Origin of the sequence: Luteolibacter sp. Populi, assembly GCF_040801775.1 — a bacterium.
Lineage (GTDB): Bacteria > Verrucomicrobiota > Verrucomicrobiia > Verrucomicrobiales > Akkermansiaceae > Haloferula.
Map to the genome: position 1 here is coordinate 4,149,736 of NZ_CP161812.1, position 26,160 is coordinate 4,175,895.

21 protein-coding genes are annotated in these 26,160 nt (G+C 63.3%); 8 read left to right on the forward strand and 13 right to left on the reverse strand.

Features of this window, described 5'->3' with window-relative positions:
- Positions 1-28: 28 nt before the first annotated feature.
- Together ABWK72_RS16940 and ABWK72_RS16945 are read right to left on the reverse strand one after the other, a co-directional pair.
- The gene (locus ABWK72_RS16940; RefSeq protein ID WP_367870749.1) at positions 29-2,530 is read right to left on the reverse strand and encodes an ATP-binding protein; all 2,502 of its coding nucleotides are present in this window, start codon (positions 2,528-2,530) and stop codon (positions 29-31) included.
- A 21-nt stretch (positions 2,531-2,551) separates the two neighbouring features.
- Positions 2,552-2,947: an energy transducer TonB gene (locus tag ABWK72_RS16945; protein ID WP_367870750.1), complete on the reverse strand. Its 396-nt coding sequence runs from the start codon at positions 2,945-2,947 to the stop codon at positions 2,552-2,554.
- A gap of 124 nt (positions 2,948-3,071) precedes the next feature.
- On the opposite strand from ABWK72_RS16945, the gene ABWK72_RS16950 reads away from it, so the two are divergent.
- Positions 3,072-3,389 carry an RNA recognition motif domain-containing protein gene (locus tag ABWK72_RS16950; RefSeq protein WP_367870751.1) on the forward strand — a complete coding sequence of 106 codons (318 nt, stop codon included), beginning with the start codon at positions 3,072-3,074 and terminating at the stop codon, positions 3,387-3,389.
- A 137-nt stretch (positions 3,390-3,526) separates the two neighbouring features.
- Here the strand turns inward: ABWK72_RS16950 and ABWK72_RS16955 are convergent, their stop codons facing one another.
- The 5 genes from ABWK72_RS16955 to ABWK72_RS16975 form a co-directional block, all read right to left on the reverse strand.
- The gene (locus tag ABWK72_RS16955) at positions 3,527-3,667 is read right to left on the reverse strand and encodes a hypothetical protein (RefSeq protein ID WP_367870752.1); all 141 of its coding nucleotides are present in this window, start codon (positions 3,665-3,667) and stop codon (positions 3,527-3,529) included.
- A 68-nt stretch (positions 3,668-3,735) separates the two neighbouring features.
- Positions 3,736-5,991, reverse strand: a complete 2,256-nt coding sequence (locus ABWK72_RS16960) for a glycosyltransferase family 4 protein (RefSeq protein ID WP_367870753.1) — start codon at positions 5,989-5,991, stop codon at positions 3,736-3,738.
- 179 nt (positions 5,992-6,170) lie between these two features.
- Positions 6,171-6,713 carry a hypothetical protein gene (locus ABWK72_RS16965; RefSeq protein ID WP_367870754.1) on the reverse strand — a complete coding sequence of 181 codons (543 nt, stop codon included), beginning with the start codon at positions 6,711-6,713 and terminating at the stop codon, positions 6,171-6,173.
- Positions 6,714-6,775: 62 nt separating this feature from the next.
- Positions 6,776-7,048: a hypothetical protein gene (locus ABWK72_RS16970; RefSeq protein WP_367870755.1), complete on the reverse strand. Its 273-nt coding sequence runs from the start codon at positions 7,046-7,048 to the stop codon at positions 6,776-6,778.
- 95 nt (positions 7,049-7,143) lie between these two features.
- A complete protein-coding gene (locus ABWK72_RS16975; RefSeq protein ID WP_367870756.1) occupies positions 7,144-9,579 on the reverse strand; it encodes a hypothetical protein in 2,436 nt (811 codons plus the stop codon).
- An 84-nt stretch (positions 9,580-9,663) separates the two neighbouring features.
- On the opposite strand from ABWK72_RS16975, the gene ABWK72_RS16980 reads away from it, so the two are divergent.
- A complete protein-coding gene (locus ABWK72_RS16980) occupies positions 9,664-9,864 on the forward strand; it encodes an antitoxin (protein WP_367870757.1) in 201 nt (66 codons plus the stop codon).
- A gap of 87 nt (positions 9,865-9,951) precedes the next feature.
- Here the strand turns inward: ABWK72_RS16980 and ABWK72_RS16985 are convergent, their stop codons facing one another.
- From ABWK72_RS16985 to ABWK72_RS16995, 3 genes are all read right to left on the reverse strand, one after another.
- Positions 9,952-10,818: a hypothetical protein gene (locus ABWK72_RS16985; protein ID WP_367870758.1), complete on the reverse strand. Its 867-nt coding sequence runs from the start codon at positions 10,816-10,818 to the stop codon at positions 9,952-9,954.
- Positions 10,819-10,964: 146 nt separating this feature from the next.
- Complete coding sequence (recG, locus tag ABWK72_RS16990) at positions 10,965-13,025, reverse strand: ATP-dependent DNA helicase RecG (RefSeq protein ID WP_367870759.1); 2,061 nt, start codon at positions 13,023-13,025, stop codon at positions 10,965-10,967.
- A 1-nt stretch (position 13,026) separates the two neighbouring features.
- Positions 13,027-14,370, reverse strand: a complete 1,344-nt coding sequence (locus tag ABWK72_RS16995; protein ID WP_367870760.1) for a hypothetical protein — start codon at positions 14,368-14,370, stop codon at positions 13,027-13,029.
- 128 nt (positions 14,371-14,498) lie between these two features.
- On the opposite strand from ABWK72_RS16995, the gene lepA reads away from it, so the two are divergent.
- Positions 14,499-16,298, forward strand: a complete 1,800-nt coding sequence (lepA, locus tag ABWK72_RS17000) for a translation elongation factor 4 (RefSeq protein ID WP_367870761.1) — start codon at positions 14,499-14,501, stop codon at positions 16,296-16,298.
- Between the two features lie 61 nt (positions 16,299-16,359).
- Here the strand turns inward: lepA and ABWK72_RS17005 are convergent, their stop codons facing one another.
- Positions 16,360-17,016 (reverse strand): hypothetical protein, encoded by a 657-nt coding sequence (locus ABWK72_RS17005; protein WP_367870762.1) that lies wholly within the window; start codon positions 17,014-17,016, stop codon positions 16,360-16,362.
- 530 nt (positions 17,017-17,546) lie between these two features.
- On the opposite strand from ABWK72_RS17005, the gene ABWK72_RS17010 reads away from it, so the two are divergent.
- Positions 17,547-18,134, forward strand: a complete 588-nt coding sequence (locus ABWK72_RS17010) for a TetR/AcrR family transcriptional regulator (protein ID WP_367870763.1) — start codon at positions 17,547-17,549, stop codon at positions 18,132-18,134.
- A 70-nt stretch (positions 18,135-18,204) separates the two neighbouring features.
- Entirely contained in the window at positions 18,205-19,293 is a 1,089-nt protein-coding gene (locus ABWK72_RS17015) for a class I SAM-dependent methyltransferase (protein ID WP_367870764.1), read from the forward strand.
- A 329-nt stretch (positions 19,294-19,622) separates the two neighbouring features.
- Here ABWK72_RS17015 and ABWK72_RS17020 read toward each other — a convergent pair whose 3' ends face one another.
- A complete protein-coding gene (locus tag ABWK72_RS17020; RefSeq protein WP_367870765.1) occupies positions 19,623-20,075 on the reverse strand; it encodes a DUF6036 family nucleotidyltransferase in 453 nt (150 codons plus the stop codon).
- Positions 20,076-20,360: 285 nt separating this feature from the next.
- On the opposite strand from ABWK72_RS17020, the gene ABWK72_RS17025 reads away from it, so the two are divergent.
- The gene (locus tag ABWK72_RS17025) at positions 20,361-21,485 is read left to right on the forward strand and encodes a HupE/UreJ family protein (protein ID WP_367870766.1); all 1,125 of its coding nucleotides are present in this window, start codon (positions 20,361-20,363) and stop codon (positions 21,483-21,485) included.
- Here the strand turns inward: ABWK72_RS17025 and ABWK72_RS17030 are convergent.
- Positions 21,482-22,738, reverse strand: a complete 1,257-nt coding sequence (locus ABWK72_RS17030; RefSeq protein WP_367870767.1) for an SHD1 domain-containing protein — start codon at positions 22,736-22,738, stop codon at positions 21,482-21,484. The genes ABWK72_RS17025 and ABWK72_RS17030 overlap by 4 nt on opposite strands.
- Positions 22,739-23,051: 313 nt before the next feature.
- On the opposite strand from ABWK72_RS17030, the gene rlmN reads away from it, so the two are divergent.
- The gene (gene rlmN / locus ABWK72_RS17035; RefSeq protein WP_367870768.1) at positions 23,052-24,113 is read left to right on the forward strand and encodes a 23S rRNA (adenine(2503)-C(2))-methyltransferase RlmN; all 1,062 of its coding nucleotides are present in this window, start codon (positions 23,052-23,054) and stop codon (positions 24,111-24,113) included.
- Between the two features lie 5 nt (positions 24,114-24,118).
- A complete protein-coding gene (locus ABWK72_RS17040) occupies positions 24,119-26,056 on the forward strand; it encodes a DUF455 family protein (RefSeq protein ID WP_367870769.1) in 1,938 nt (645 codons plus the stop codon).
- Positions 26,057-26,160 lie beyond the last annotated feature (104 nt).

Consider the following 26,160-nt stretch of genomic DNA (forward strand, 5'->3'; position numbering starts at 1 on the left):
GAATGTCCCATTTTCACCACGTCCCTCCCTACCAGGCCCGCTCCCCGCGCTCGTCGTAGGGCAGCCAGAGCAGGGCGATCGAATCCACCGAGATATTGGTCTTGGTAGGCTTCAGAGTCTCCGTATCGAGCTGGAGCGAGGCGGGATCGTAGGAACGGCTGATGGTCTCGATCTCGGCCTGAAGATCTTTCTCGATGGCGGCGATATCCGCCTGCACGGTCCCGACCTTTTCCTCGGCGGCATTCACGTCCTGGTGCTGCTTGTAGGCGGAGGTCCCCTTGGTGATCAGCGATCCGCCGCCGCCCTTCCGGCCGAACAGGCCGCCGAGCAGCCCGCCGAGAATCGAGGCACCGGCCTGCATCATGGCTCCTTTCGACTCCGCCTCCTGCCGGTCGAGCCCGGCTTGTGCCGTCTGGAGCCGGCCCTGCAGGGTATCGAGCTTCTTGTTGGTGGCGGCGCGGATTTTCGCGAGGGCAGCATCCCGCGCCTCACGGGCCTGCTGGACCAGGCGGGCGCGGAATTCGCCCTCCGACTCACCGAGCTGCGAATAGGCCTTCAAGGGCACGCAGGAGAAAACATCGGCGCGCTGGTTGCGGTAAAGCCACTCGGCGAAGTCCTTCTCCACCTGCTTGTAGTTCGCGGCATTCATCGCGAAGCCGGGGAGACTGCCGAAGCCCGCGCCATCGGCCGGCTCGGCACCGAGTTCCTCCGGCTTGAGCGGCGGCGGCAGGTCGTGGTCCCAATCGATCGCCTCGGGCAAGATCGCGTTCACTTTGCGGACCTTCACGCTGCCGTCCGCGCCGGTCTTGGCGGAGTTGAAGTGGACGGTGGCGACACGCAGCAGGTGCGGCTTGTAGGTGACCTCCGCGGCATCACCGGCAGGCGGAGCGAATTTTTCCACGATCCCGCTGCCGACCAGCGGGCGGGCGGAGGGCTTGGCCGAACTTTCGGCGGGAGCGACGCCGGGCATCGCCATCGGGTTCATGTCGACGGTCTTTGCTTGCGCTTTGCCGTTGCCGAAAGCCGCGCGCTTCGGGTCCATCAGCGCCTTGATGCTGGTACGGGTGAGGGGGCCGGTCAGGTAGCTCATGACCCAGCGCACGTGGAAGAGCACGGGATGGTCCTCGTGGACGTTGTTCATCAGGAAGACGCGATTGCCCAGGCCGGAGAGCAGCTTTTCCATCTCGCCGCGGTCGAACTTCGCGTTCTGCGAACCGGCGGCACCTTCCAGGCCATCGAGCACGCGCAACTTGTCGCGCTCCGTCTGCAGCCGGCCGAGGAACCAGGTGCCGATGTTCGAGAGCGCCTTGTAGTCGAGGTCCACCGGGTTCTGCGTGGCGAGCAGGCAGCCCAGGCCGAAGGCGCGGCCCTGCTTGAGCAGGGTCATCATCGGGCGCTTGCTCGGTGGATTCGCGGTCGGCGGCAGGTAGCCGTAGATCTCATCCATGTAGAGCAGGGCCCGCAGCGAGGTGGTGCCGCTCTGGGCGCGCATCCAGCCGAGGGTCTGATTGAGCAGGAGACTGACGAAGAACATCCGTTCCGCATCGCCGAGGTGGGCGATCGAGAAGATCGAAATCCGCGGCTTGCCATCCGGCGCGTGGAGCATCTTGGCGATGTCCAGCGGCGGGCCTTCCAGCCAGGTCGCGAAGCCGGGTGAGGCTAGCAGGTTGTTGAATTTGAGCGCGAGCGCCTGGCGGTCCTTCTGCGGCAGGAAGCTCTCCAGATCGATCACGCCGACCTTGTCGAAGCCGGGCTTCTGGATATGGCGGATCAGCGTTTCGAGCGTGATGTCGCGCTCGCCCTGCCACTCGTGCTGGAAGATATTGGAAAGCAGGATCGCCTGCGGGCTCTGGATCGGATCGGCATCCACGCCGACCAGCGAGAGCAGCGAGGAGACCGTGCTTTCGATGCGTTCGCCGAGCAGCTCGGCATCATCCATGACCTCGAAGGCCGGAGCCGCCAGCGAACTGAGGATCGAGACCGGGATGCCCGCCTTCGAGCCTGGGGTGAAGATGTTGATATCGACCTTCTCCTTGAGCTGGGCGATGCGCTCCGGGCCTTGACCCCAATCGGCGAGGCCCTTCTTCCACAGCTCCGCGGTGGAGGCGGCGAAGTCGTCGGGCGAGACACCCTTTTTCGTGGCATCATCCTCATTGATCCACGGGCGGAAGTCGGTCGCGCTCAGATTCGGGAAAGCGAGCAGGAGATTGGAGATGTCTCCCTTCGGGTCGATGACGATTGCCGGGATGTTATCCATCGCCGCCTCTTCCAGCAGGGCCAGGCAGAGGCCGGTCTTGCCGGAGCCGGTCATGCCGAGCACCACGCCGTGGGTGACGAGATCCTTCGAATCGTAGAGGATCAGGCCGCCGTCCGCGGACTTGGTCTCGGGGTCGTATTCGCGCCCGAGGTAGAAGGTGCCGAGCTTTTCGTAGTCCGAGACTGCCGGGGTCATTCCCGAGACTCTAACGAGTCCGCCGGAACTGGCGAGAGGGAAGCGCGGCCACTTCCGGCGGGCGGGGATGGATCGCACGAGCGATCTCCCCCGAGCTGCCTACTGCTCCGCGGCGAATTCAATGCGGCGGCGTCCCCGCGACGGATCGGCGGACGGTTCGGCCCGCCAGCGCTGCACCTCGGCCAAGGCCTCCTTTTGCAGCAACTGCGGCGCGTCGGTGTTGATCACCTTGGCGTTCGAGGTCTTGCCGTCCGTTCCGATCGTGTACTCCACATCGACGAAGTAGGACTTCTTGTTCGGATCGATGGGTTCGGTCGTTCCGGCCGGACCGCAACTTGCGGCGAGTAGCACGATGATCGAAAGGGCGAAGCGGCGGACGGATTTCACCCGGCCATCGCAGAGCGGCGAGGGCGGCACGTCAATCCGCTTGGGAAGGTATTTTCGATTGTTGTGGCGCATTCCCCGGACCTCCCTTACGGTGTTCTGTTGGTTCACGCCTTGGCAAGATCAAGACTTGGAGTATTGCCAGGCGAGTTTAAGAGATTCGGTGGTGATCTGAGACCCGATTCACGGGAACAGGTCGGGAGAGTGCCCGAAGCGCGGATCATCGGATGACGTTATGAAAATGTATGTAGGCAATCTGTCGTTTCAGACGACCAAACAGGACATCGAAGCCCTGTTTTCCCAACACGGTCAAGTGACCGATGTCCACCTCCCAGTGGACCGCGATAGCGGCCAACCCCGCGGTTTCGCCTTTGTGACCATGGATTCCGCGGCCTCGATGAAGAGCGCGATCACGGCCCTCAATGGCACGGACCTCGACGGGCGCAATCTGAAGGTCAACGAAGCCCAAGCCCGCGAAGAGCGTGGTGGCGGCGGCGGCGGTGGTGGTGGCGGTTACGGCGGTGGCAAGCCAGCCGGCGGCCGTCGTTACTGAGCATCCGCTCGGAGAAATTTTTCATGGCGGCACTCCTCGCGGGGTGTCGCCTTTTTTTATCGGGAACCGGCATCGGGCGATGGGAAGATTCTCCGTCCTGATGGGGACGGAGAATGTGAGGACGCCACGACGCGGAACTACTTCTTCTTCGGAGACGAAGCCGGCGAAGACTGGTTGCGGCTGTCGATCAGCTTCTGCTTCGCCTGCGAGCTGGCGTTGTCCTTGCTCGATTTTTGAGCCTGGCTTTTCTGTTTTGATTTCGGGGATTTGTCGCCCATGGTTTTAGTTGGTTTGGAGCTGAGGTTCTATTCTTGGAGGAGATTGAGCCGGACCCTATCGGAGGCGGTCACGGAGAGGAAAGAGGGGCCCGGTTGTAACGGCTTAGCTCGGTGCGCGAGAGGTGGAAGGCGAGGGTGGATTCGGCACCTTGGTTCTGGTTGATGTGATCCTGCAAGAGCGCGTCGCGGCAGCCGCCCGAGCTTTCATCGTAGAGCGGGATACCGAGATCGTTGCGGCCCAGAAACCATTCGAAGCAGCGGCGCGCGTGCGCGGCCCAGACTTCCTCGCCGGTGACCTCGTAGGCGGCCATGCAGGCGGAGATGGTGGCGTGGGCTTCCACCGGTTGCTGGTCGAAGCGGGCCTTCTCGCCATCGCGCGGCCAGAAGCCGTGGCAACCGATCGGGGAGAATTGGCCGCCATCGCCGGTCTGTTCGTCGAGCAGCCAGCGCAGGGCGATGAGGCCGGTCTCGATGGCCGGGTGCTGGCCGGAGAGGATCAAGGCGTGCGGCAGCTTCGCGTTGTCATAGGTCGCGATCCGCTCGAACCACAGCCAGCCCGGGGCGGAGTTGGCCTGGAAGAGGTCCATTAGCCGGGCCACGAGGATCTCTTGCATCTTGGCCACCGCGCGGTCGCCCTCGAAGGCGCGGAGATACTCGTGAATGGCCACCAGGGTGAAGGCCCAGGCGCGCGGAGAACTGAAGTGCTTCACCGGTGCCAGGCCGCGCTGGAAGAGCAGGGCGCAGAGGTTGCGATAGCCTTCGTTCGGTGAGCGGCCGAGAGCGGTGCCCGCCGCCCACAAAGCGCGCGCATGGCTATCCTCCGAGCCCTTGCTTTCGAGCCACTGGCGCTCGTGGCTCATGAAGTTCCGGAAGCGCCGGGTATTCGCATCGAAGGCATACCAGAGGAACGCGAGGTAGGAGCTTGCCAAGCGCTCGAGCGCCGCGTCCGGGCCGTACTCCTCCTGGTGGAGGATGGTGAAGATGAAGGCCCGCGCATTGTCATCCGTGCAGTAGGCCTCGTGGTAATTCGGCACGTTATAGATCGCGTGCTGGAAGATGCCGGTGTGGTCGGTCATCCGGAACAAGTGATCCAGCTTCGGGTACGGAATGGGGTAGTCACCGTTGTCCGTTTGCCTTTCTTCCATCACTGCCGCGGAGGGCACGCTCAAGCCCGCGCGGGCGCGGTTGAAGCTGTCCATGTAGCGGCGCGCCACCTCGGGCCAAGTCATCTCGCGGCCGGCCTTCCATGCCTTCTTGCGCATCGCGGTCATCCGCGTGGGATGGGCGAGCAGGTCGTTCACCGCCGCGGAGATCGCACCGGCATCGGCGAAGGGCACGAGCACCCCGCGATCCTCGGCGAGGAGTTCCTGGGCATGCCAGTAGGGAGTCGAGATGATCGCCTTCCCCGCTCCGAAGGTGTAAGCCAGCGTGCCGGAGGTGATCTGCTCCTCGTTGCGATAGGGAGTGATGTAGATGTCGGAACCGCCGATGAACTCCTTCAATTCGTCCATCGAGACGAAGCGGTTGTGGAAGACGACCTGATCCTGCACGCCGAGCTCGGCGGCCAGCGCTTGCAGTCCTTCCCGATAGCTCTCGCCTTGGGACGCGAGGAGGTGCGGATGGGTGGCTCCGACGACGAGATAAACCACGTCCGGATGATCGGCGAGAATGGCGGGCAGCGCCCGGATCGCGGTCTCGATCCCCTTGTTCGGCGAAAGCAGGCCGAAGGTGAGCAGCACCGTCTTGCCCTCGGCGTCGAAGACATCCTTGTAGAAATTCGAATCGACGAAAGGCATGTCGATCACCCCGTGGGGGATCAGGTCGATCTTCCCCGGATCGATGCCATAGACTTCGACCAGCAGGCGCTGGCCGCGCTCCGCCATCACGATGAAGCGCTCCGAAAGTTGATCGAGCCGCGTCATCACCTCGCGCTGCGCTTCATTGGGTGCCTTGAGCACCGTGTGCAGCGTGGTGACCACCGGCTTCTTCAGCTGGCTCAGGAAACCGAGCAGGTGCGAGCCGGCAGGGCCGCCGTAGATGCCGAACTCGTGCTGCACGGACACGACCTCGACATTGTTGATGTGGAGGAATTCCGCCGCCCGCGAGTAGGACTCGGGATCCTCCTGATCGATCTCGAAACGGACTCGCGGCGGGTAGTCGTAGCCCTCCGGGCGGTCGTTCATCGCCCCCGCGAAACAGCTCGCGGAAGGGAACTCCTCCGCGATCGCCTCGCAGATGTCGGTGGTGAAGGTGGCGATGCCGCAGCGACGCGGCGAGTAATTGCCGATGAAGGCAATGTGACGGGTGGATGGAAGGGCTTTCATGGCGCGGCGCGGCTAATCTCCCGCTCTCCATGGCGGCAGGGTCCAAGCAACCCCGACAAGCGGCCTTAAAGCCCCCTACGAAACAAGCGAGGCTAGCCCCGCTTCCAACCGCCGTCAAAATATATCAAAGCGATCAGCCGGTCCTTAGCGGTCGCCCGGCAGGCTCAGTTTTACGATCTTCATCCCGGCTGATCCAGAAGGTGCTGGAACGAGGCGAGGCATGCAGCGGCAGCGGCCCCGGGGCTCATCGCAGTGGTATCCAAGAGAAGGTCATGGTTCTGGAAGCTGTGCCCGGCTTTGAAAGTCCGCTCCGCCTCCTCCATGCTGCGGTCGGCACGCTGAAGAGTGCGGCGCTCGATCTCCGGCCAGTCGCAGCGCACTCCCACCGTGATGGGTGAGAGGTCACGGAGTTCGGCCTGAAACGTCTCGGCATATTTGCTACTCGGGATGCAGAGATCGAAGATGACCTTGTTCCCGCACTCGACCAGAGCCCTCAGGCAACGCAGGGCCGCCGCACCCATCGCCCTGCCATCCACTCCCGACCAGTCGTTGGCCGAATTGCACCGGTGGAGAACGCTCGGAGGAAGGGTGTAGATGAGCGTATCCATGGAAAAGCTCAGCCAGATCCCGGGAAGCAGGCACTCCTGCAAAGCGGCGGCGAGAGAAGACTTTCCCGAACCGGAAGAACCCTCCAAGATGATCAGCTTCGATGAACGTGTCATGGCGGTTTCTTCTCCGCCTAACAGTGATAGCTCCCCCGGCAGCGCGCTGGAAGCCCGGATTCCTACCCCTTTTTCTCCGTGAGATGGAGTTTGATCCGGTCTTCCAGGAAATTGGTCACCGAGGCGAGGGACCTTGATCCCGACTGCGGCGATTCGAAAATCGATCCGCTCTCCGGTTCGGTGGTATTGTTGGGCCCCGGCTCCACGAACATCACGTAGCGCGGGAAGCGGCTGGGCATCCACAGGATCTCGGGAGCCTTGATGAAGGACCTGACCAAGGTCTCGACCGCGGGGCGCTGGGCCTCGGGGATGGAATCGTTGAGAGTGATTTTCACGGGTAGCGGCATGATGCCGTTTCACATGAGGCACCAAGGGTCCCGCCGTAGCCCTTGCTGGAAAACATTGCGAGGCATTTCTCGGAAAAAACGTCCTAAGGCGGGTCTTTGCGGAGGGCTGGCGGCTCGAAAGGAGTCGCCCCCGGCTGGGATGATCGGTCGGTCAGGATCAGGAGCTGCGGGCGCTTGGCGGGGTCGGGATGCTGCACCGAGGCATATTCCACGGTCGCGGATTCCCTCGTGGAAGAGATCTCCAAGGAGAGCTTCCCATCGCGGGCCAAGGCGGCCAACACCTCGCTGGTGACGGTGATCTCGGCAGTGTGGTTGACCCGGGGCCACCAGCTGACGAAGGGTGCGCCGGCCGGCACCATTGCCGCGCAGTTCTCCAGATTTTCCGCGCCCACGCGGATCGGTGTCAGGCGGATCTTCGCGTGGACCACTTTGCCGGAGGCCGCGGAGACATCCCAGCGCAGCAGGGCGCGGCGGTCCTTGCCGGCATCGGTGTCTTTCTTCACGGCGAGAATTGCTCCGGTGCCGGCCTCGGCTTCCGGCGCAAGCGTCACGGGGGATGTCTCGGGAGAAGCCGGGGCGACGCGTAGCTCAAGGATCGACCAGTCCGCCGCCACCGTGCCCTGCATGGCGAGGTTGAGCTTGCCGTCGCCGAGGCGTGCGAGTTGGTCCGCGAGATCGATGCGCAGGACAGTCGCGCCGCCCTTGGGGATTGCCGCGGCATACTGTGAGAGCGATTTGGAGTTGGCGGGATCGTCAAAGTAGATCCGCCCTTTCTGCGAATCCGCCCCCAAGCCGCGGACGCTGACCCAGAGGGTGGCACCAAGGATCGTGTCGCCCGGCGAGAGCGCGAAATCATGCGTCCATGGCAGCCAGCGGCCGCCCTGCAGGGTATCGAATGCGGCCGTGGATCCCTGGCTGGCAATGAGGCGCTGCCACGCGCCGTCCACCGGCGTGATCTCGCCGGCATCGGCAGTGAAGCGATCGATGTCGCCTGCCGTGTATTCGCGGACTTGGAGATTCGGGCAGGCTTGCAGGTCCTGCCGTTGGTTGCCCCAGAGCGTGGCGGGAAAGACATTCGCACCGTTCGCATCGAAAGTCCCGGCATTGCCGGCGACCTTGCCGATGCTGCCGATCAGCCAGTTCCGCGCGGTGGGAGGATCCTGAACGATGAAGGCTTTCGCCGTCGAATTCCAGACCACGCAGTTCGCTCCTGCCCAGCCATGGCCGGATCCGGAATTGCCGCGGTTGCGGACGTTGATCTCGTCACCATTGCAGGTGATGCGGTCGTAGAGCATCCCGCTGCCCCAGCGGTGATGCGGGCCCGCATCGTCGAGCGCGCCATCGCTGGAACTGGAGACAAAGGCATTCGGCCCGGGAGTATCGGAGCCGGTGACGTACTGGTGGCGGTCGTCCTTGGTATGGCAATTAGCTACGAGGCACTGGGTCGCGCCATCGATATAGAAGGCATAGCGCCGGCCGCCGATGGCCTCCGAGACCGGGTCCAGGGACTGGGCATCGAGCACGCTGATCCGTCTGCCGCCAGCGGTGATCGAGACACAAGCGAAGCCGAAGTGCTGCGCCACTATGCGGCGCGCCCAGCAATCCTCCGCATTGCCGATGCGGATAAAAATCCAGCCGTGATTTTCGTCGTTCGGGACCGCGGTGTCGTAGTCCGAGATCCCCTTGATGCCCTCGATCCCGGAATTTCGGATCCGCCCGTCCTGGGTATAGCGATAGATCTTGCCGCCGCCATACTTCGCATCGATGGCGGTGGTCACCGGCGCATCGATGAAGACCCGCTTGCCCTCGATGCGGACAATCACCCGCTCCATTTCAATATCCCGCGAGCCGGGCGTCCACGGATGCTCGAGGCGGTCCATTCCCAAGGCCTTGATCCACGCCTGCGTGCAAGGCCGGTAAACCACGATACTCTGGCCGGCGGCGAAACCGGCGCTGTCGTCCACCAGGAAACTGCGTGAGCCGACCGGGACATACTTGTCAGTGATCCTCCGGGTGCTGTTGGCAATTGTCTTCGGGGAGCCGCTTCCGGAAATACTCACCAGCGTGTATTGCCGCGCCGCCGTGGCGCGCAGCCGGGTTCCCGTGTCCGAAGCACCCTCGCCGCGCAGCACCACGCCGCTGGCGTTGAGATTAAGGGTCGCGCCGAGCTGGTATTCGCCCGCCGTGAGTAACACCGCACCACGGATGCCATTCGCATCCATCGGCATCGCGGCGACCTGGCTGATGGCGGCTTGGATCGCGGCGCGGTCGTCACCATCCGCCGGTTTCAAGGTGACCTTGACGGGCGCTTCGGGAATCGGCGTGCGTCCCGCCATATAGCCGCAATCGCCGAAGTCCGGGACACGGTTGCCGAGGGCATCGCGGGTGTAGAGCAGGCGGCCATCCTCCGCGAGATTCACCCACGTCCCTTGCGGGGGCGCGGCGTGGCTTGCTGCGGTGCAGATTGCCAGAGCGGCGGCGACCCAGGTGAAGACGGGCATGAGGAGGAATGAGATCATTGATTTCAGGAGGCCGCCACGCCTCGAATGAGTGGGTTGGAGTGCTGGGTTGACTCATCGTGCAGCCACGGGTTTATATTGGATATGACAACGAGGGTCTTTTTCGATGGTCGCTCCCAAGCGGTGCTCATCCCGAAAGAACTGCGTTTCAAAGCGACGGAGGTGAGCATCCGTCGTTTGGGAGACGGCATTTTGCTGACACCCGTCAAGGCGGCGACGTGGCCAACCGACTACTTCGAGAGCATCCGTATCGACGACCCGGGCTTTGAACGGCTGCCTCAGTGAGGATCTCCCGCCGTTTCCCCATTTTGGCGAATGATCCTCCCCGCAGCAGCGTCTTCGATGCCACGAGTTGTCCGTGGATATCGCCAATCACTTAACGGGGCATGGAGATGTGTCGTCTTCGTTCTCGCCGGGCAAGGATGGATCGTAGTCGCCTTCGCCTAACAGTGTGATCATGCAGTCGCCCAAGGAAACTCCAAGGATCTCCAGCGCGGCGGATTGCCCGGCATCCTCGTAGCGCGCATTCTGGAAGAACTCTTCCATCGCCTGCCGCGGGACGCGGCCTCCGCCGTGGAGGCCATTCAGGATGAAGCGGGCCAAATGGTAGCTTAGCTCCTGCCCTTCATCGTGGGCGTAGAAGCTCTCCCCTCGCCAGAAAGCGGCGACCTTTTCCTCGGTCCAGTAGTTCTGGTGCCGCCGGATCATCTCGCGGTCCAGATGGTAGGGGTTGCTGCCCTCGACCGACTGTTCGACTCCGGCGGTTATGGCTTCATCCAGCCAAAGCGGCAGGCCGAGATGAGAAAGATAGGAATGGCAGAGTTCGTGGGTGAAGACCCCGGCATAGCGCGAGAGGTCCGGGCTGGGCATGGCGAAGTGCCCATAGCCACGATTCAGGAAGACTCCGCCCATGGCTCCGAAGGAGCCTTCCTCGTCCATATACATCGAGACATACTCGTAGAAGTCCTGCTGCCGGGCAAACACCAGCACCGGACACTTGCCGTAAAGGATCTGCGGCAGGAGCGCCGGAATGACGCTGCGGATCTTCGTGTTGACCTGTTCGAGATAGAGCAGCACCTCCGCGGCTTTCTCGCGGTCCGAACGGGCGAGCAGAATAAAGGTCGATGATTCGTGGATGCTGTAGCCCTCGGGAAGCGCGTCACGAATGCGCGCGATCCATTGGCGGGCGACGTCGCTCCACGCCTCGTCCCATGCTTCTTGGGGATGGCGGCCCTCCATTTCTGCGGCGAGCCTGTCCCAATCGGGCAAGGGATACCCGTGGGGCCCTTCGGGAAAGGCGTCTATCGGCCAAGACTCGCTCATCGCCTGCCATCTCGCGCCAAGCGCTATGGGCCCGCAAGGCTGGAGTGGGCGGGTGGAGCGTTCTAGCCGCGCTGCACGGCGGCAACGGGCACCTCGTGGATCAATTCTCTCAAGCAGGCATGTCGCGTGGCCAGCATCGGGTCGTCCTTGATCACCTGATCTGCCAGGGCCCGTGCTTCCCGCAGCAAAACCGTATCCGCGAGAAAGTCGGGAAACTTCAGGTCACCCAGCCCGCTTTGCATCGTGCCTAGGACATCACCGGGGCCGCGCAAGCGCAGGTCTTCCTCGGCGATGACGAAGCCATCGGAGGTCTTCTCCATCACCGCGAGCTTCTCCATCGCTTCGGCGCTTTTGCCGTCGGTGAGAAGGATGCAATAGCTCTTGTGCTCACCCCGGCCGATACGACCGCGAAGCTGGTGAAGCTGGGCTAGACCGAAGCGCTCGGCATGATGGATCAGCATCAGGTTCGCGTTCGGCACATCGACGCCGACCTCGATGACCGTGGTCGCGACGAGGACGTGAATGGAGCCATCGCGGAAGCGACGCATCACGGCTTCCTTCTCCTCTCCGTCGAGCTTGCCGTGGACCATCCCGACCTCGTAGCCGGCGAGACGCTTCTGCCATTTCTCGTAGGCCACGGTGGCGGACTCGGCTTTCAAGGTCTCGCTCTCCTCGACCAACGGATAGACGAGATAGGCTTGGCGACCGGCGGCGAGCTGGTCCTTCACGAATTTGGTAACCTCGGTCTGCTTCGCCGTCGTCCGCAGCGCGGTGATCATCTTGCCGCGGCCCGCCGGACGCTCGTCGAGGATCGAGACATCGAGATCACCGTAGATCGTCATGGTCAGCGTCCGCGGAATCGGAGTCGCCGTCATGACAAGTACGTCGGGCGTCGTACCTTGGGAAATGAGTCGCGAGCGCTGCGTCACGCCGAACTTGTGCTGCTCGTCGATCACCACCAGCCCGAGATCGGTGAAGGCGACCTTGTCAAAGAGCAGCGCGTGCGTGCCGATTAAAACCTGTGGCTCTCCCTCCAGCGGCATGTGCGTGCGCTCCTCCTTGGCCGCGGTACGCAGCGCCACCCGCACGCCCAGCGGCTCCAACCACTTGCGGAAGGTCAGGAAATGCTGCTCCGCGAGGATCTGCGTGGGTGCCATCAGCGCGGCCTGGCAGCCGGAATCGATCGCGAGCAGCATCGCCGCCATCGCCACGAAGGTCTTGCCGGACCCGACATCGCCTTGCAGCAGCCGGTTCATCGGCCGCGGCTCGCGCATGTCCACCACGATCTCCTTGATCGAACGCTTCTGGGCCCCGGTGAGATCGAAGGGTAGGCTCTCGTAGAATCGCTTCAGCAGCGTCGTTCTGGTGCCGAGTACCCGGCCCTTGTGATCACGATGCCGCGCGCGCCGCCACACGACGTTGAGCTGGAGGGCGAAAAATTCCTCCAGCGCGAAGCGTCGCCGCGCCGCATCGGCCTGCTCGAGCGCGTCCGGGAAATGGACCTCGCGATATGCTTCGGCACGCGGGTAGCTCGGATCGACATCGAAAACCGGCGCTAAGCTCGCGGTATCAAATCGCTCTAACAGATCATGCAAAATCTCGCGCAGCCGCCTTTGGGGAATACCCGAGACATTCCGGTAAACAGGCACGATCCGTTCGAGGTGGATCGAGGGCCCGCCGTCCTCGCGGATCACCTCGAACTCCGGATGATCGATCACTAGCTTGCCGCCAGATTCCTTCGGCTTGCCATAGAGGATCACCTCTTGGCCGGAGGCCACCATCTTGTGGATGAAGGGCATGTTGAACCAGCGGCAGGTGACCTTGGCCGAGCCGAAGACCCCGCCGGTGCCATCCATGACCACGGCCTCGTAAAACTGCTTCCTCGCGCCGAATCCGCGCTTCATCGAATCGACCACCGTGCCGCGCAGGCAGACCGCCGGCCCGCCGGCATGGACGGGAAAGGCATCGAAGCGGCGGCGGTCCTCGTAGCGCCGCGGCAGCCATTCCAGCAGGTTGCCCGCCGAGTGAAGTCCGGCCGCGGCAAGGGCGATGACCTCCTTCGGTGCAAGGAATGCCAGGGAAGCCAAGGGCGCGGGTGGGGCGATCAAAGCGATGCCGTCCACGTTACTTCTGTTCCACGATCTGGCTCGCTTTGGTCACATGCAAGACTTGGCCGCGGTGCGATTTCTCGTCGCGAATTTCGCCGGTCACGCGGATGGTCTTGCCCTTGAAGGCCTCGAGCTGCGGGAGGCCGAACCCTGCTTCGGCTTTCTTCAGCCACACTCCGACCCACTGCGGCTTGCCTTGGACATCGAGCTTCAAATACAGGGTCTCGCCCGACTTGCTGTCCTCGACCTCCACCACCTTGCCGACCAGCTCCTTGTCGGGTTTCGCAGCCGGAGGAGCTTTTGGCGGGGCCGGCTTTTTAGGGGCGGCCTTGGCGTCCGCTGGCTTCTGGACGGCCGGAAGTGCGGAAGGCTTGGTCTCGGCCAGCTTCGGCTCAGCTTTCTTGGGTTCGGGCTTGGGAAGGTCGCGCGAACCGAAATCAAGCGCGCTGGTGGCCTCCTTGGGGGTCGCTACCGCCGATTCCTGGGCCAGCCCCGGCATCTTCCCGCCGCGGGACTTGTAGTAGAAAAATCCGCCCGCCGCGCCGCCAACCACCACCAAGGCGGTCAGAACCGCGAGAAGCACCGGCAGCACGGATTTCTTCTTGGGTGCGTCCGGGGTTGCGGCCTTCTGCGCCGCCTTCATCGGAATGGTCGGCACGTTGCCAGCCTGGCCGGCAGGCGGGCCGGTCAAGGTCAGTGGCTCGTGAAGCGCCTGCAGCGCCTCATCCAGATTCCAGCGGTAGGGATTTTCCCGCACCGCCTTGACCCAACTGCCAATCCCTTCGCCCGTGCCTGCTACCGGCTTCCCGCGCCAATGCAGGGCCTTTTCGGCCAGCTTCGCCAGTGGCAGCAGGCCGCCGCGCTGCTCCGCGGTGGACAGCCACTTGATCGGACAGATCCAGAAAGTGAGGGTTTCGCCCTCCACCGGCAGGATCACCGAGTCGGGCGTGGTCTCCACCCAGACCGCTTCCTCGTCGAAAACCTGGGAAAGCTCCTTGGATGCCTCGAGCGCGTGGGTCAGCAGCGCCTTGGTCGATCCCGGGCTGAGGGCGCGGCTTTTGAGCAATTCGCCGAGCCGCTGGCCCTCCACCCACTCGCTCACCAGGAAGGGCATCCCGTCCACCGGGTCGCAGCCGCCGTCGATGATCGTGCGCAGCGTCGGGTGGCGGAGATCCCGGACCCGCTCCAGCGCGGCCATGTAGGCCGCGCGCTCCGCCTCCTGCAGGCCCCCGCCCTCCGGGCCGTACGGGAAAAACCGCCGCAGTACTACCGAACGCCCGGATTCCCGCTCTTCGGCATGAAAAACAATGCCGCTCTTGTCCTGCGCGAGGATGTCCAGGATCTCGTATCTTCCAGCCACTGGACCTGCACTACCAGAGTCCGGGCGGCTCCGCCAACCTCCACTTGAGTTCCCGGGCTTTCTTTTTCCGTGATTTCCCTGTATCAAGTGCTTTCCTGCGCCCGCCGCAGCCCCGTCCGCCGTCCCTTATGCCCACTTCGCTGACCCGCAATTTCTCGATCATCGCCCACATCGACCACGGGAAGACCACGCTGTCCGACCGCTTGATGGCTGCCACCGACACGGTCGCGGAGCGCGACCGGCAGGCCCAGCAGCTCGACGCCATGGACCTGGAGCGTGAGAAGGGGATCACGATCAAGAGCCACCCGGTGGCGATGACGTACAAGGCGAAGGACGGCAAAACGTACAAGCTCAACCTGCTGGACACGCCCGGGCACGTCGATTTCTCCTACGAAGTCGCCCGCTCGCTGGCTGCCTGCGAGGGCGCGATCCTGATGATCGATGCCGCCCAGGGCGTGGAAGCCCAGACCGTGGCCAACCTGCACCTCGCCCTGCAGCAGAATCTCACCATCATCCCGGTCCTCAACAAGATCGACCTGCCCGCCGCCGACGTCGACAAGTGCCGCAAGCAACTGGAGGACATCCTAGCCATCCCGGCGGAGGACGCGATCCCGGCCTCGGCCAAACAGGGCATCGGCATCGAGGAAATCCTCGAAGCAATCGTGAAGCGCGTCCCGGCTCCGACCGAGAATCCCGACAAACTGCTGCGCGCCACCGTTTTCGACTCGATCTACGATACCTACCGCGGCGTCGTCTCCTACGTCCGCATCTTCTCCGGCACCGTGAAGAAGGGCCAGCGGGTGAAACTCTTCGCCACCAACAAGACCTACGAGGTCAAGGAAGTCGGCGTCTTCACCCCGAAGATGAACGCCCGCGACAAGCTCGTGGCCGGCGACGTCGGCTACGTGATCGCGAACATGAAGTCCGCCGATGAAGCGAAAATCGGCGACACGCTCACGGACAGCACCCATCCCTGCCCGGAAGCCCTGCCCGGCTACAAGGAGATCCAGCCGATGGTCTTCTCCGGCATCTACCCGATCGACGCTTCCGACTATGAAGCGCTGAAGACGGCGATGGGCAAGCTGCAGATCAACGATGCGGCCTTCACCTACATGTCCGAAAGCTCGATCGCGCTCGGCTTCGGCTTCCGCTGCGGCTTCCTCGGCCTGCTCCACATGGAGATCATCCAGGAGCGCCTGCGCCGGGAGTTCAACATGGACGTGATCTCGACCTATCCCTCGGTCATTTACCAGGTCACCAAGACCAATGGTGACGAGCTCATCGTCGATAATCCCTCCTTCTTCCCCGAGCAGCAGACCATCGCCGAAGTCCGCGAGCCGCTGGTGAAAGTCTTCATCATGATCCCCGGCGAGTACATCGGCGATATCATGTCGCTGGTCATGGAGAAGCGTGGCGAGGTCACCAACACCGAGACCATCGACGACACCCGCGTGATGCTCTCTTGCCTGCTTCCGCTTGCCGAGATCCTCGTCGATTTCAACGACCGCCTGAAAAGCTGCACCCGCGGCTATGGCTCGATGGACTACGAGCACGCCGGCTACCGCGCCGCGAACATGGTGAAGATGGAAATGATGATCGCCGGCGATCCGATCGAGGCCTTCGCCACCATCGTCCACCGCGAGAAAGCGGAAGGCTACGGCCGCTCGCTCGCCGCGCGCCTGAAGGATGTCATTCCGAACCAACTCTTCGTCGTCGCCATCCAGGCCTGCGTCGGCGGCAAGATCATTGCCCGCGAAAGCATCTCCGCCATGCGCAAGGACGTGACCGCCAAGTGCTACGGCGGTGACATCAGCCGCAAGCGCAAGCTGCTCGAGAAGCAGAAGGAAGGTAAGAAGAAGATGAAGGCCATCGGCAAGGTAAACATCCCGCAGGATGCCTTCATCAAGGTCCTGAAGAGCGGGGATTGAAGTGGCACATGCCCTCGGCTTGAAAAGGAGGGTCGGCGTCCCCCTGCTGGGGAGAGCTTGCCTACAAGCTATCGTTGTCCACATCCTCGAAGCGCTTGCGTTTCACCGCCGGCCTTCCCGCCCTCAATTCCCGGGCGTCTTCCACCGCTTCCCGCAGCCAGGGCAAATGCTTCATGGCGGAAGGTGGCACCGGTCCGGTCAATGCGTCGATGATCGTTGGCACCCCGTCCGAATCGCGCATGATGTTGCGTTCGTGGAGGTCGCTCACGAGCCACGCGCGGTTATCGACCCAGATGACGGCCACCGTGCGGCGCATGCCTGTAAAAAGGGGTAGGATTCCGCGGATCGCCGTGGTCGCCGTCTTTCGGTCTGACTCGAAGTCGCCGCGTGGATATGCCAGCGGCTGTTTCACGATCAGGTAGCCTCCGGATTCGGAGAGGCCGAGGATCTCGGTCGGAAGAGCGCCCGCTTCGTTGAGTACGGCCAGCTTTTCCAGCGTGTCTGATAATACGGCATCACACAGGACGACCTCGAAGTTTCCTTCGGAATCCGGCAGCAGCTCGATCTTTTTGCCGAGGGCACCATTGGTCCGAAGGTCAAAGAGCTTGTAGACTGCTCCCCACTCCCGATCAAGGTAGGGGCTGGCCTCAGCTCCGGGAGCGAGTGGTACCAGCAGCTCGGATTCTAACAATCCGTCATCGTCATGACGGATTCCCAAGCGTTCCAGCGGGATCAGCGGGACGTCCCACTGGACGGACCTTCTGGCAAAAAGGGCATCCCAAACATCAACCGGAATCGATTCGCCCGGTGGAGCGAACTGAGCTGCTTCCAAGATCCCGCGCGCTCGCTCTCGGTTAAGGGAAGTGCAAGCTGCTCGCTGCTCGGCACAGGAATTTCCGGCATGGATCGCGGTCGGGCGTCCGGTGCGGAAGTCGATGCTGAGCTGTGCTGAGGTGTTTCCATCCAAGGTGATCGGGGCGGAGTGACAAAAAAGGGACGCTCGGTTGATACCCTGAACGACCCTCGGCCTGCAAGCTGGCATCCTCAACATCTTTTCCCCGCCGGCGCGAGTAGGTTGGAAACCGGGACGTGAACCGTGATTTTGCAGAAGTCGGCCCCTTTCCTTCATAGGTCTGCCTTCCATCCGTGTCTATCGGTGTTAATCCGTGGTTGAAAAATCTCACCAACACGAGTGCTCTTGGAAACTTCCGGTTGATCATACCAACCGGTCGGTCTAGTCCTCCCTGCGTGTCCGAAAGCGAATCCAAGGAACGCCTCCTCGCCGCCGCGAAAGCCCTGATCCTGGCCCAAGGCTTCGCCGGAACCACCGTCGATCAGATCTGCGGGAAGGCCAAGCTGACCAAGGGCAGCTTCTACCACTTCTTCAAATCGAAGGAGGAACTCGGCATCGCCGTGCTGGAATGGTCGATGAAAAAAGGCGGCGAGATCCTCGTGGATGGCCCGCATGCGAAGGTGGCCGATCCCGTGGAGCGTGCCTTCGCCTTCCTGAAACATGTCGAGTCCTGCGCACCCAAGCTCTGGTCCAGCGGCTGCATCCTTGCCAGCTTCTCCCTCGAACTCGCGGCCACCAACAAGAAGATGCAGAAGGTCGTCTCGCGGATGTTCCGGGAGACCGAGGAATTCTTCGCCTCCGAGCTCAAGCCACTCGCGGACGAAAGTTCCCCCGCTTCTTCAAGCGAACTGGGCCAGGAGTGCCTCGCCCTCTTGGAAGGCTCGATCATCCTGGCGCAGGCCCACCGCGAGCCCGAGCGGATCGGCCGTGCCATCCGCGGATTCCGCGAGCACCTGCAAAACCTGGCCGCAGCTGCAAAATGATACTTTCGTTCCATTTCACTATACCGACTGGTCGGGATAGTGGGCGGCGTCCCCTCCGGACACCAAAACCATGAACTCGACACTTCAATCCCCGGAAAGGCGCACCGAACTCCGCCCCGATCTCCTCGAAACCTTCGCCGGAAAGGTGATCTGCGAAATGGGTGCCGCCGCGACCGGAGCCCTGGTCGTCCTTGGCGACCGCTTGGGCATCTACTCCGCCTTGGCAAAGTCCGGCCCCGTCAGCCCCGCCCAACTCGCCGTTCTCACCGCCCTCGACGAACGCTATCTCCGTGAATGGCTGAGCGCGCAAGCGGCCGCAGGCTACGTCGACTACGATCCTGCCAATGAGCGATTCTCGATGAACCCGGAGCAGATCGCGGTCTTTGCCGATCCCCACAGTCCCGCCGCGATGTGCGGGGGCTTCTTCGGGATTTCCTCCATGTACAACGATGAGCCGATGATCGCGGAAGCGTTCAAGAGCGGCAAGGGCGTTGCCTGGGGAGATCACCACAACTGCCTCTTCTGTGGCGTCGATCGCTTCTTCCGCCCGGGGTACGAAGCCAACCTCGTCTCCTCGTGGCTCCCCGCTCTCGATGGAGTGGAAGCGAAACTGCGTGCCGGGGCCACGGTCGCGGACATCGGCTGCGGACACGGCGCATCGACCGTGCTGATGGCCAAGGCGTTTCCGAAGTCGAAGTTCATCGGCTTCGACCTTCACCCCGCATCCATCGAATGCGCGCGTCATCACGCGGCGGAAGAAGGCGTGATGAACGTGGAGTTCCAAGTCGCGACAGCGAAGAACTTCCCGGGCAAGGACTACGATCTGGTGACGATCTTCGATGCCCTGCACGACATGGGCGATCCGGTCGGAGCCGCGGTCCACATCCGCCAAACGCTCGCCGCCGATGGAACCTGGATGATCGTCGAGCCGATGGCGGGCGATTCCCTCGCGGAGAACCTCAATCCGGTGGGCCGTCTCTACTACAGCTTCTCCACCATGGTCTGCACGCCCGGTTCGCGGAGCCAGGAAGTGGGCCTCGCGCTGGGTGCGCAAGCCGGCGAAAAGCGCTTGCGCGCCGTGGTCGAGGAAGGCGGCTTCACCCGCTTCCGCCGCGCCACCGAAACTCCGGTGAATCTCGTACTTGAGGCTCGCCCCTGAAATGAAGAAGGCCCCGCCGGCACACCGGCGGGGCCTTTGCTTCTAAGGTTCAGGAGCCTCGAAGGGGCGGCAGGGCGATAGCCCCGGGTGAAACCAGGGGTTTCGGCTGGCAGTGATCCGCCTGCAGCGCCCTCTCGTTCAGGAACCATCCCGGATCCACGATCCCATCCGCCTCCGCGATCAACGACTCCTCCCCACATCAAAAGTCGTGGCCGCAAGCTGGCTACTCATCATCTGGCGCTCGTGGAGGCCGCCAAGCAACAGCGCCTGCCCGCGGAGGAGATCGGTGGATCGGACTTGGATCCGAGGTCTCCGGAGCCATGGCGGGGTCAGGAGAGCCGCCCCAACTCTTCCACGTCGATAAGGTCTTTCGCACGCCCCGAAGCAGCCTTGTTCCGGATCAAATCATCTTTGGCGATGTATTTGAGAACGAGCCCATCTGCCTCAACCTCCACCCGCCTTCCGTAGCACTCCGTGAAGGTGACTCCGTCGATCCCGGTGAGGACCTGGATCTTCCGGGGCTCACGACCGATCTCTACAACGAACGACTCCCTCAAAAAGTCATCCAATTCCAAGCCGATGTCGCCAAAGCCGAACTGGTCGAAAACCTTGAGCAGGCGCTGAGCGTTGTCGCGGTTGATGGCGATGAAGAAATCAATATCGCCGGTGTAACGGGGAAACCCGTGAAGTGCCACCGCGTATCCCCCGACCACAAGATACTCGACGCCTTCATTTTCTAACAATTCGATAAACGTGAGGAAATCCTTGTTCAGCTTCTCCATCGGATGCGTGGGTTTGGCAGATGACCAGCATCGCCCTCAGGCGTTCGGCGGGGGTGGCTTCTTTCCACGGATTCTCTCTTTCGCGGAACTCGCGGACAGGGCGCTTGTTCACCACCTTCTCCATGCTTGGATGCTAGCGATCGTAGCGGCCTTTTGACAGGGCCTTTTTCGTGAGATTTCCTCCGGATTCCAGAAGGAGGACCGGTAGCCTTCCATCCCTATCGGTGACCCCAGGCACCTTAAAGCTCTGGAACGAATCCGGAGAGTGGCTAGAACCTCGGTCCGTTGATCCGATCCCATCTCTTCCCGCGTCTCGTGCTCATGATGCTGTGCTTGCTTGCGGCGTGCATCGCGCCCTTGGCCGCGCACGCGGTCCCGCAGCTCTACGGCGAGCTCCAGGGCGGCGAGTCCACATGGAAGGTGGAGATCCTCTTCGATGCCGGCTACGCCGAGCCCGCCGCACGAAACGATCTCGCCGCGCCCCAGCCGACCCGCGATTGGCTGGTGAACCTGCCCGAGGCCGAACACCGCCGCCTCTGCAAGGAAGCGGAAACCTACCTGCGGGCCTCGCTCGCCTTCCGCTCGGATCGCGGACCTGTCGCATGGAGGCTGTCCTTCCCGGATTTCCAGAAGACACCTCCGGACCTCCCCTCGCTCCTCAATGACGGCGCCTACTTCCACGTCCTCATCGAGCCACTGTCGCCGGAAAAGGGCAGCGTGATCGTGGCCATGGCCGGCGGCGATCATCCCAATCTCGTGATCAAGCTGCCCGGCGATACCGCAGAAAGCCGCTACCTCACCATCTCTCCCGGCAGCGAGGCCCAACTCGTCAGCGGTAGTGCGGCGGAGCCTGTGTCCGAGAGCCGTCATCCCGCGGCAATCGCCTTCACCCAAGGGCTGCTGCACGTGCGCGGCTTGGATCACATCCTCTTCGTGCTCGGGATCTTCCTCCTGCAGCGCCGCTGGCGTCCCTTGCTGATGCAATCGCTCGCCTTCACCGCTGCCCACACAATCACCCTCGGCCTCGCCTCCGCCGGCTGGGTAAGAGTGCCGGCGGAATTCGTCGAGCCGGTCATTGCGCTCAGCATCACCGCGCTCGCCGTGGAGAACCTTTTCATGACCGAAGCCCGGCCCTGGCGCTTGGTGATCGTCTTCGTCTTCGGTCTCGTCCACGGCATCGGCTTCGCGGGCGCGATGTCCACCTGGATCCGCCCGGGGGAAGGCTTCCTCACCGCCCTCCTCGCCGCGAATCTCGGGGTCGAAGCAGGCCAGGTCATCATCCTCCTGGCCGCCTGGCTACTCACCAACGGCTGGCACGACAGCAAGGAATGGCCGCATTTCCGGCGCTGGAGCTGTATAGCCCTCGCCTTGACCGGACTCTTCTGGTGCGTCGGGCGGACCCTTGGCTAGTCCTCCTCCTCCTCGTCATCGGCGACGCTCGGGCCATCGCCCGCCTTGCCGAATTCGATGTCCACGCGCTTTTTCTTCCACGCCTTGGAGATGTCTTCCTCCATTTGCTCGTAGCTGCGGCCGTCGAGCAACACTGCCAAAGCCTCTTCCCCGGACTTCCCGGCACGCACCGCGATGAGGAATTTCTTCATCCGCGCCGCATCCCCTTCGCCGTCCAGATGCAGGAAGTAGGTGGTGAGGAGCAAGCCGAAGCCGTAGTTGAAGTTCCCCTGGCCACCGGCGAATTGCGCGTAGGACATCAGGAAGAAGTCCTTCAGCGCGGGAGCTTGGATCTTCTCGCCCAGCGCCCGGCCGTGGGTGTTGTCCTTCCCGTAGGCAGTGGCATAGGCGACGATGTCATCGAAGTTCGACTTCACCTTGAAGATCCCGGACCGGTAGGGCGTCGCGGTCGCGTATTCCGCGATCCCCTCGCTGAACCAGCCCAATGGGCCCTTCTTATAATAGGATCCGGGCGTGAGCTGGTGGGTCAGCTCGTGCACCAGCGTGCCGTTGGCCTTGTCGCGGTCCAAGATATAGCCGCTGCCCATCGGACGCACGCCCAGGCTGGTCAGCGGCACCATCACGACGTTCTTGCCGCTCATGAATACCCCGGCGCTCGAAGGCGGCCCGCCCGCCTTGACGTAGCCGTCCTTCGACTCGAAGAGCAGGATCTGGTACTTCCCGTCAGTCTTCCCGCCACCTGAAAGCGCCAGCGGCAAGGCGCGGCAATACAGGTAAGTGGACTCGAACATCACTGCGAAGCCCTTCACCACCGACTGCGCCAGCCGCACGTCGCAGACGAAGCGGTAGTTCGCGCTCTCATAGACGAAGCGCTTCTTCTCCTTGTCCTCCTCCACCGTCAGGATCTGCGGGTCCTCGTCGAAGCGGATCGTCGTCGGCCATGGCGCGTCGAAATTCGGCGCGTCCCCCGCGGTTGCCGCCGGGGCCTTGTCCTTTCCCGTAACCGCGGGGACGGGCGTCTTGGGGGCGGTCTTCAGGAATTCGAGATCTTCCTTGGATAGCCGGCTCAGCGGCAGTGTCACCACCTTCTGGTTCGAGTCCAATTGGATCGTGACCTCGCTATCGCTGGCTTTCACCAGCGACGCTTCGACGGTTTTCCCCTGGGTATCGGTCCAAGTCCGCGCCCGCGTTGGGAGGGAGCAGAGACAGGCGATGGAGATGAGTAGGAGAAAGCGGTGAATCTTGGGGTTCACTTGATAGAAGAGGAGGAGGGTAGCTAACTAATGAGAAGGGCGGGACACAAGAACGTCAGCGAAGGCTCGATTTATATAAAAATTTGATGAAAACTGTATGAATTGGGCATGCAATTCGCAATCAACAGCGAAAGCCCGGCAATCCCGCCACCTTTAGTGGCCACATCCATCATTCGGAAGCGGTTGGAGAAAGCGGACAAGAAAACGCGGGTTTTTGCTCACATCGGCTTGGGAGCGCCCGCGCCATTGGGATTGATACCACGCGGGCACTTTGATTGCCTCCCCGCAGATGACCCCGGCCCCGCCACGATCCTTGCACGACCTCTCCCTCACGGAGATGGCGGCGGCGCTTGTGGCGACGGAGACTAGTTCGCACCACGCCAAGGCCCTCTGGCGGGCCCTCCTGCGCGAGGGCGAACTCGACCTCGCCGCGCGCGATTTCCTGCCGCCCCTCCGTCGCTGGGTCCTCGATCACGTCGGTGAGGGCAAGGCCTTCTTCCTCGACGCCCCCGAGGTCGTCAGCGAGATCCACAGCAGCGACGGCCTCACCCGCAAGTTCCTCCTCAAACAGCGCGACGGCCAGGCCACCGAGACCGTCCTCATGGGCTACGATGGCCGCCACACCGCCTGCGTCAGCACCCAGGCCGGCTGCGCCATGGGCTGCGTCTTCTGCGCTACCGGCCAGATGGGCTTCGTCCGCCACCTCCGCCCCGGCGAGATCGTCGCCCAGGTCCTGCATGCCAAGCGCGTCCTCGCCGCCACCCAGCCCGGCCGCCGCCTGCGGAATCTCGTGCTCATGGGCATGGGCGAGCCGCTGCACAATTACGACTCCGTCATCCAGGCCCTCGACATCATCTCGAATGTCCGCGGCATCGGCATCGGCCCCTCGCACATCGCCATTAGTACGGTAGGCGTCGTACCCGGCATCCTGCGCCTGGCGAAAGAAGGCCAGCCCTACCGCCTCGCCGTCAGCCTCCACGGCTCGAATGAGGAAGAACGCTCCGCCCTTGTCCCCGCCAGCAAGAAATGGTCGCTCGCCGAGCTGATCGCCGCCTGCCGCGAATACGGCGCCATCACCGGCAAGCGCATCTTCTTCGAGTGGACCCTCATCGCCGGGAAGAACGATTCGCCCGAAACCGCGCAGCGCCTCGCCGCCCTGCTCTCCGGCATCGACTCCCACGTCAACCTCATCCCGCTCAATCCCACCCAAGGCTTCTCCGGCACCGCCGCCGCGGAATCCTCCGGTCGCGAATTCCAGCGCATCCTCCTCGCCGCCGGCTTCCCCTGCACCGTCCGCCAGCGCCGCGGCATCGATGTCGCTGCCGGTTGCGGCCAGTTGAAAGCGGAGAAGGTCAGAGCCGCATCCCGCACGTGACGGCCATGCAGATCCGTGAAGCAGCGGAGCGCCTCCTCTTTGCAGAGACCTTGGAAGAGAAGCTCCTCCTCGGCCCGTTAGACGCGCGCGACGACTCTCCCGGACCCGCCATCCTCACCCCGGACCACCCCGGCCGCCCGCAGGAACTCCGCATCCAGGCCAAGGGCGCGCGCGTCGATTTCCCCGGCATCCACCGCCTTGATGACGACCGCGAGCGCGGCGTCATGCTGCACTTCCTCGCCAATCACGAACTCCTCGCCGCCGAACTCATGGCGCTGGTCCTGCTCAAGTTCCCGGACGCCCCCGCCGAATACCGTGCCGGTGTCTACGCCGCCATGCGGGAGGAACAGATGCACACTCTCATGTACGTCCGCCGCATGCGCGAGTGCGGGATCAGCTTCGGCGAGCTGCCGGTGAATGACTACTTCTGGCGGCTCATCGCGCCGATGGAAACGCCCGTCGATTTCATCACCCGCCTCAATCTCACCTTCGAGCAAGCCAACCTCGATTTCTCCAAACACTACGCCACCCTCTTCCGCCAGGCCGGAGATACCTCCACCGCCGCGGTCCTCGAGAAAATCTATCAGGACGAGATCGGCCACGTCGGCCACGGCCTCAAGTGGTTCCGCCATTGGAAGGAAAAGGGCACCAGCGATTGGCAGGCATACAGCCGGGCTCTCGCCTTCCCGCTCACCCCCGCCCGCGCCAAGGGCGTCGCCCCCTTCAATGCCGAAGGCCGCCGCCTCGCCGGGCTCGATGAGGACTTCATCCGCCACCTCGAAGTCAGCGAACAATCCCGCGGCCGCACCCCCGTCGTCCACCTCTTCAATCCCTCCGCCGAGTCGCACGCCATGTCGCCGCGCTTCCAGCCGGACAAGACCGCGCTGGCACTCGAAGAAGACCTCGAAATGCTCATCACCGCCTGGTGCCGGAAGGACGATGTCGCCCTGCTCCGCAAGCCGCCCGGCCGCGAACACCTCCTCGCCCTCAAGCGTGCCGGCTTCGACCTCCCCGAGATCGCCACCCTCGCCGAACTGCGTGACCGCAAGCTCGGCGGCCTCCGCCCCTGGGCATGGTCGCCCGATGCCAGCCGCCTCCTGCAGCCGCTCGCTCCGGAAGTCTCGCCCGGCGTCCCCTGGCAATGGCAATCCCCGCCGTGTGAATGGTTCTCCAAGGAGATCGGCATCCGTCTCGAAGAACTACTAGGCCTCTCGGAGAAAGCCGCCATCTGTCGCTCCATCGAGGAAGCCCAAACTGCCATCGAGCCCCTCCTAACCACCGGCCAAGCCCTCGCCAAGGCTCCCTTCTCCCACGCCGGCCGCGGCCACAAGCGCATCAACCGCGACAGCCCGCCCGACGCTACCCGCAATTGGCTTTCCAACGTCATCTCTACCCACGGCTCCGTCATCATCGAACCTTGGCTCGAGCGCGTCGCCGACTTCTCCGCGCTTTACGAAATGGACCCCGCGGGCCGCGCCGGATTGATCGGCCTCACCCTCATGGAAAACGATGCAGCCGGCCGCTTCCTCGGCACCCGCGTCTCGCCGAAGTGGGCCAGCATGTTCGACCCCGAAGTCGCCGCCTTCTTCTACCGCGATGCCGATGTCATGCGCTGGTATCAGGAAAAAATCCCCGCCGTCTTCGCCACCCTTCTTCCCGGCTACGTCGGCCCCCTCGGCGTCGATGCCATGGTCCACCGCCGGCCCGATGGTAGCCTTGCGCTCAAGCACGTCATCGAGCTCAACGTCCGCATGACCATGGGCCGCATCGCCCTCGAGCTCCTCCAAAAATCCGCCCCCAATCGCCAGGGTCGCTTCCGTATCCTCCGCAAGGCCAGGGGAGACAGCGCCGCCTTCACCGGCACCCTCCTAGGTGGCGGCCCCATCCTCCTCAACGACCCCACCCAAGCCCGCGAATTCCTCGCTACCTGGGAGGTCCTCTAGGCAGGGACCCTTCTCCGAAATGTCCGGCGGGGGACGGCCCGAACCCGCGCCACCGCGTCGATTAACCCGCGGCCTCAAGGAGGGGTGCGTCTCGCGCCCCAGCA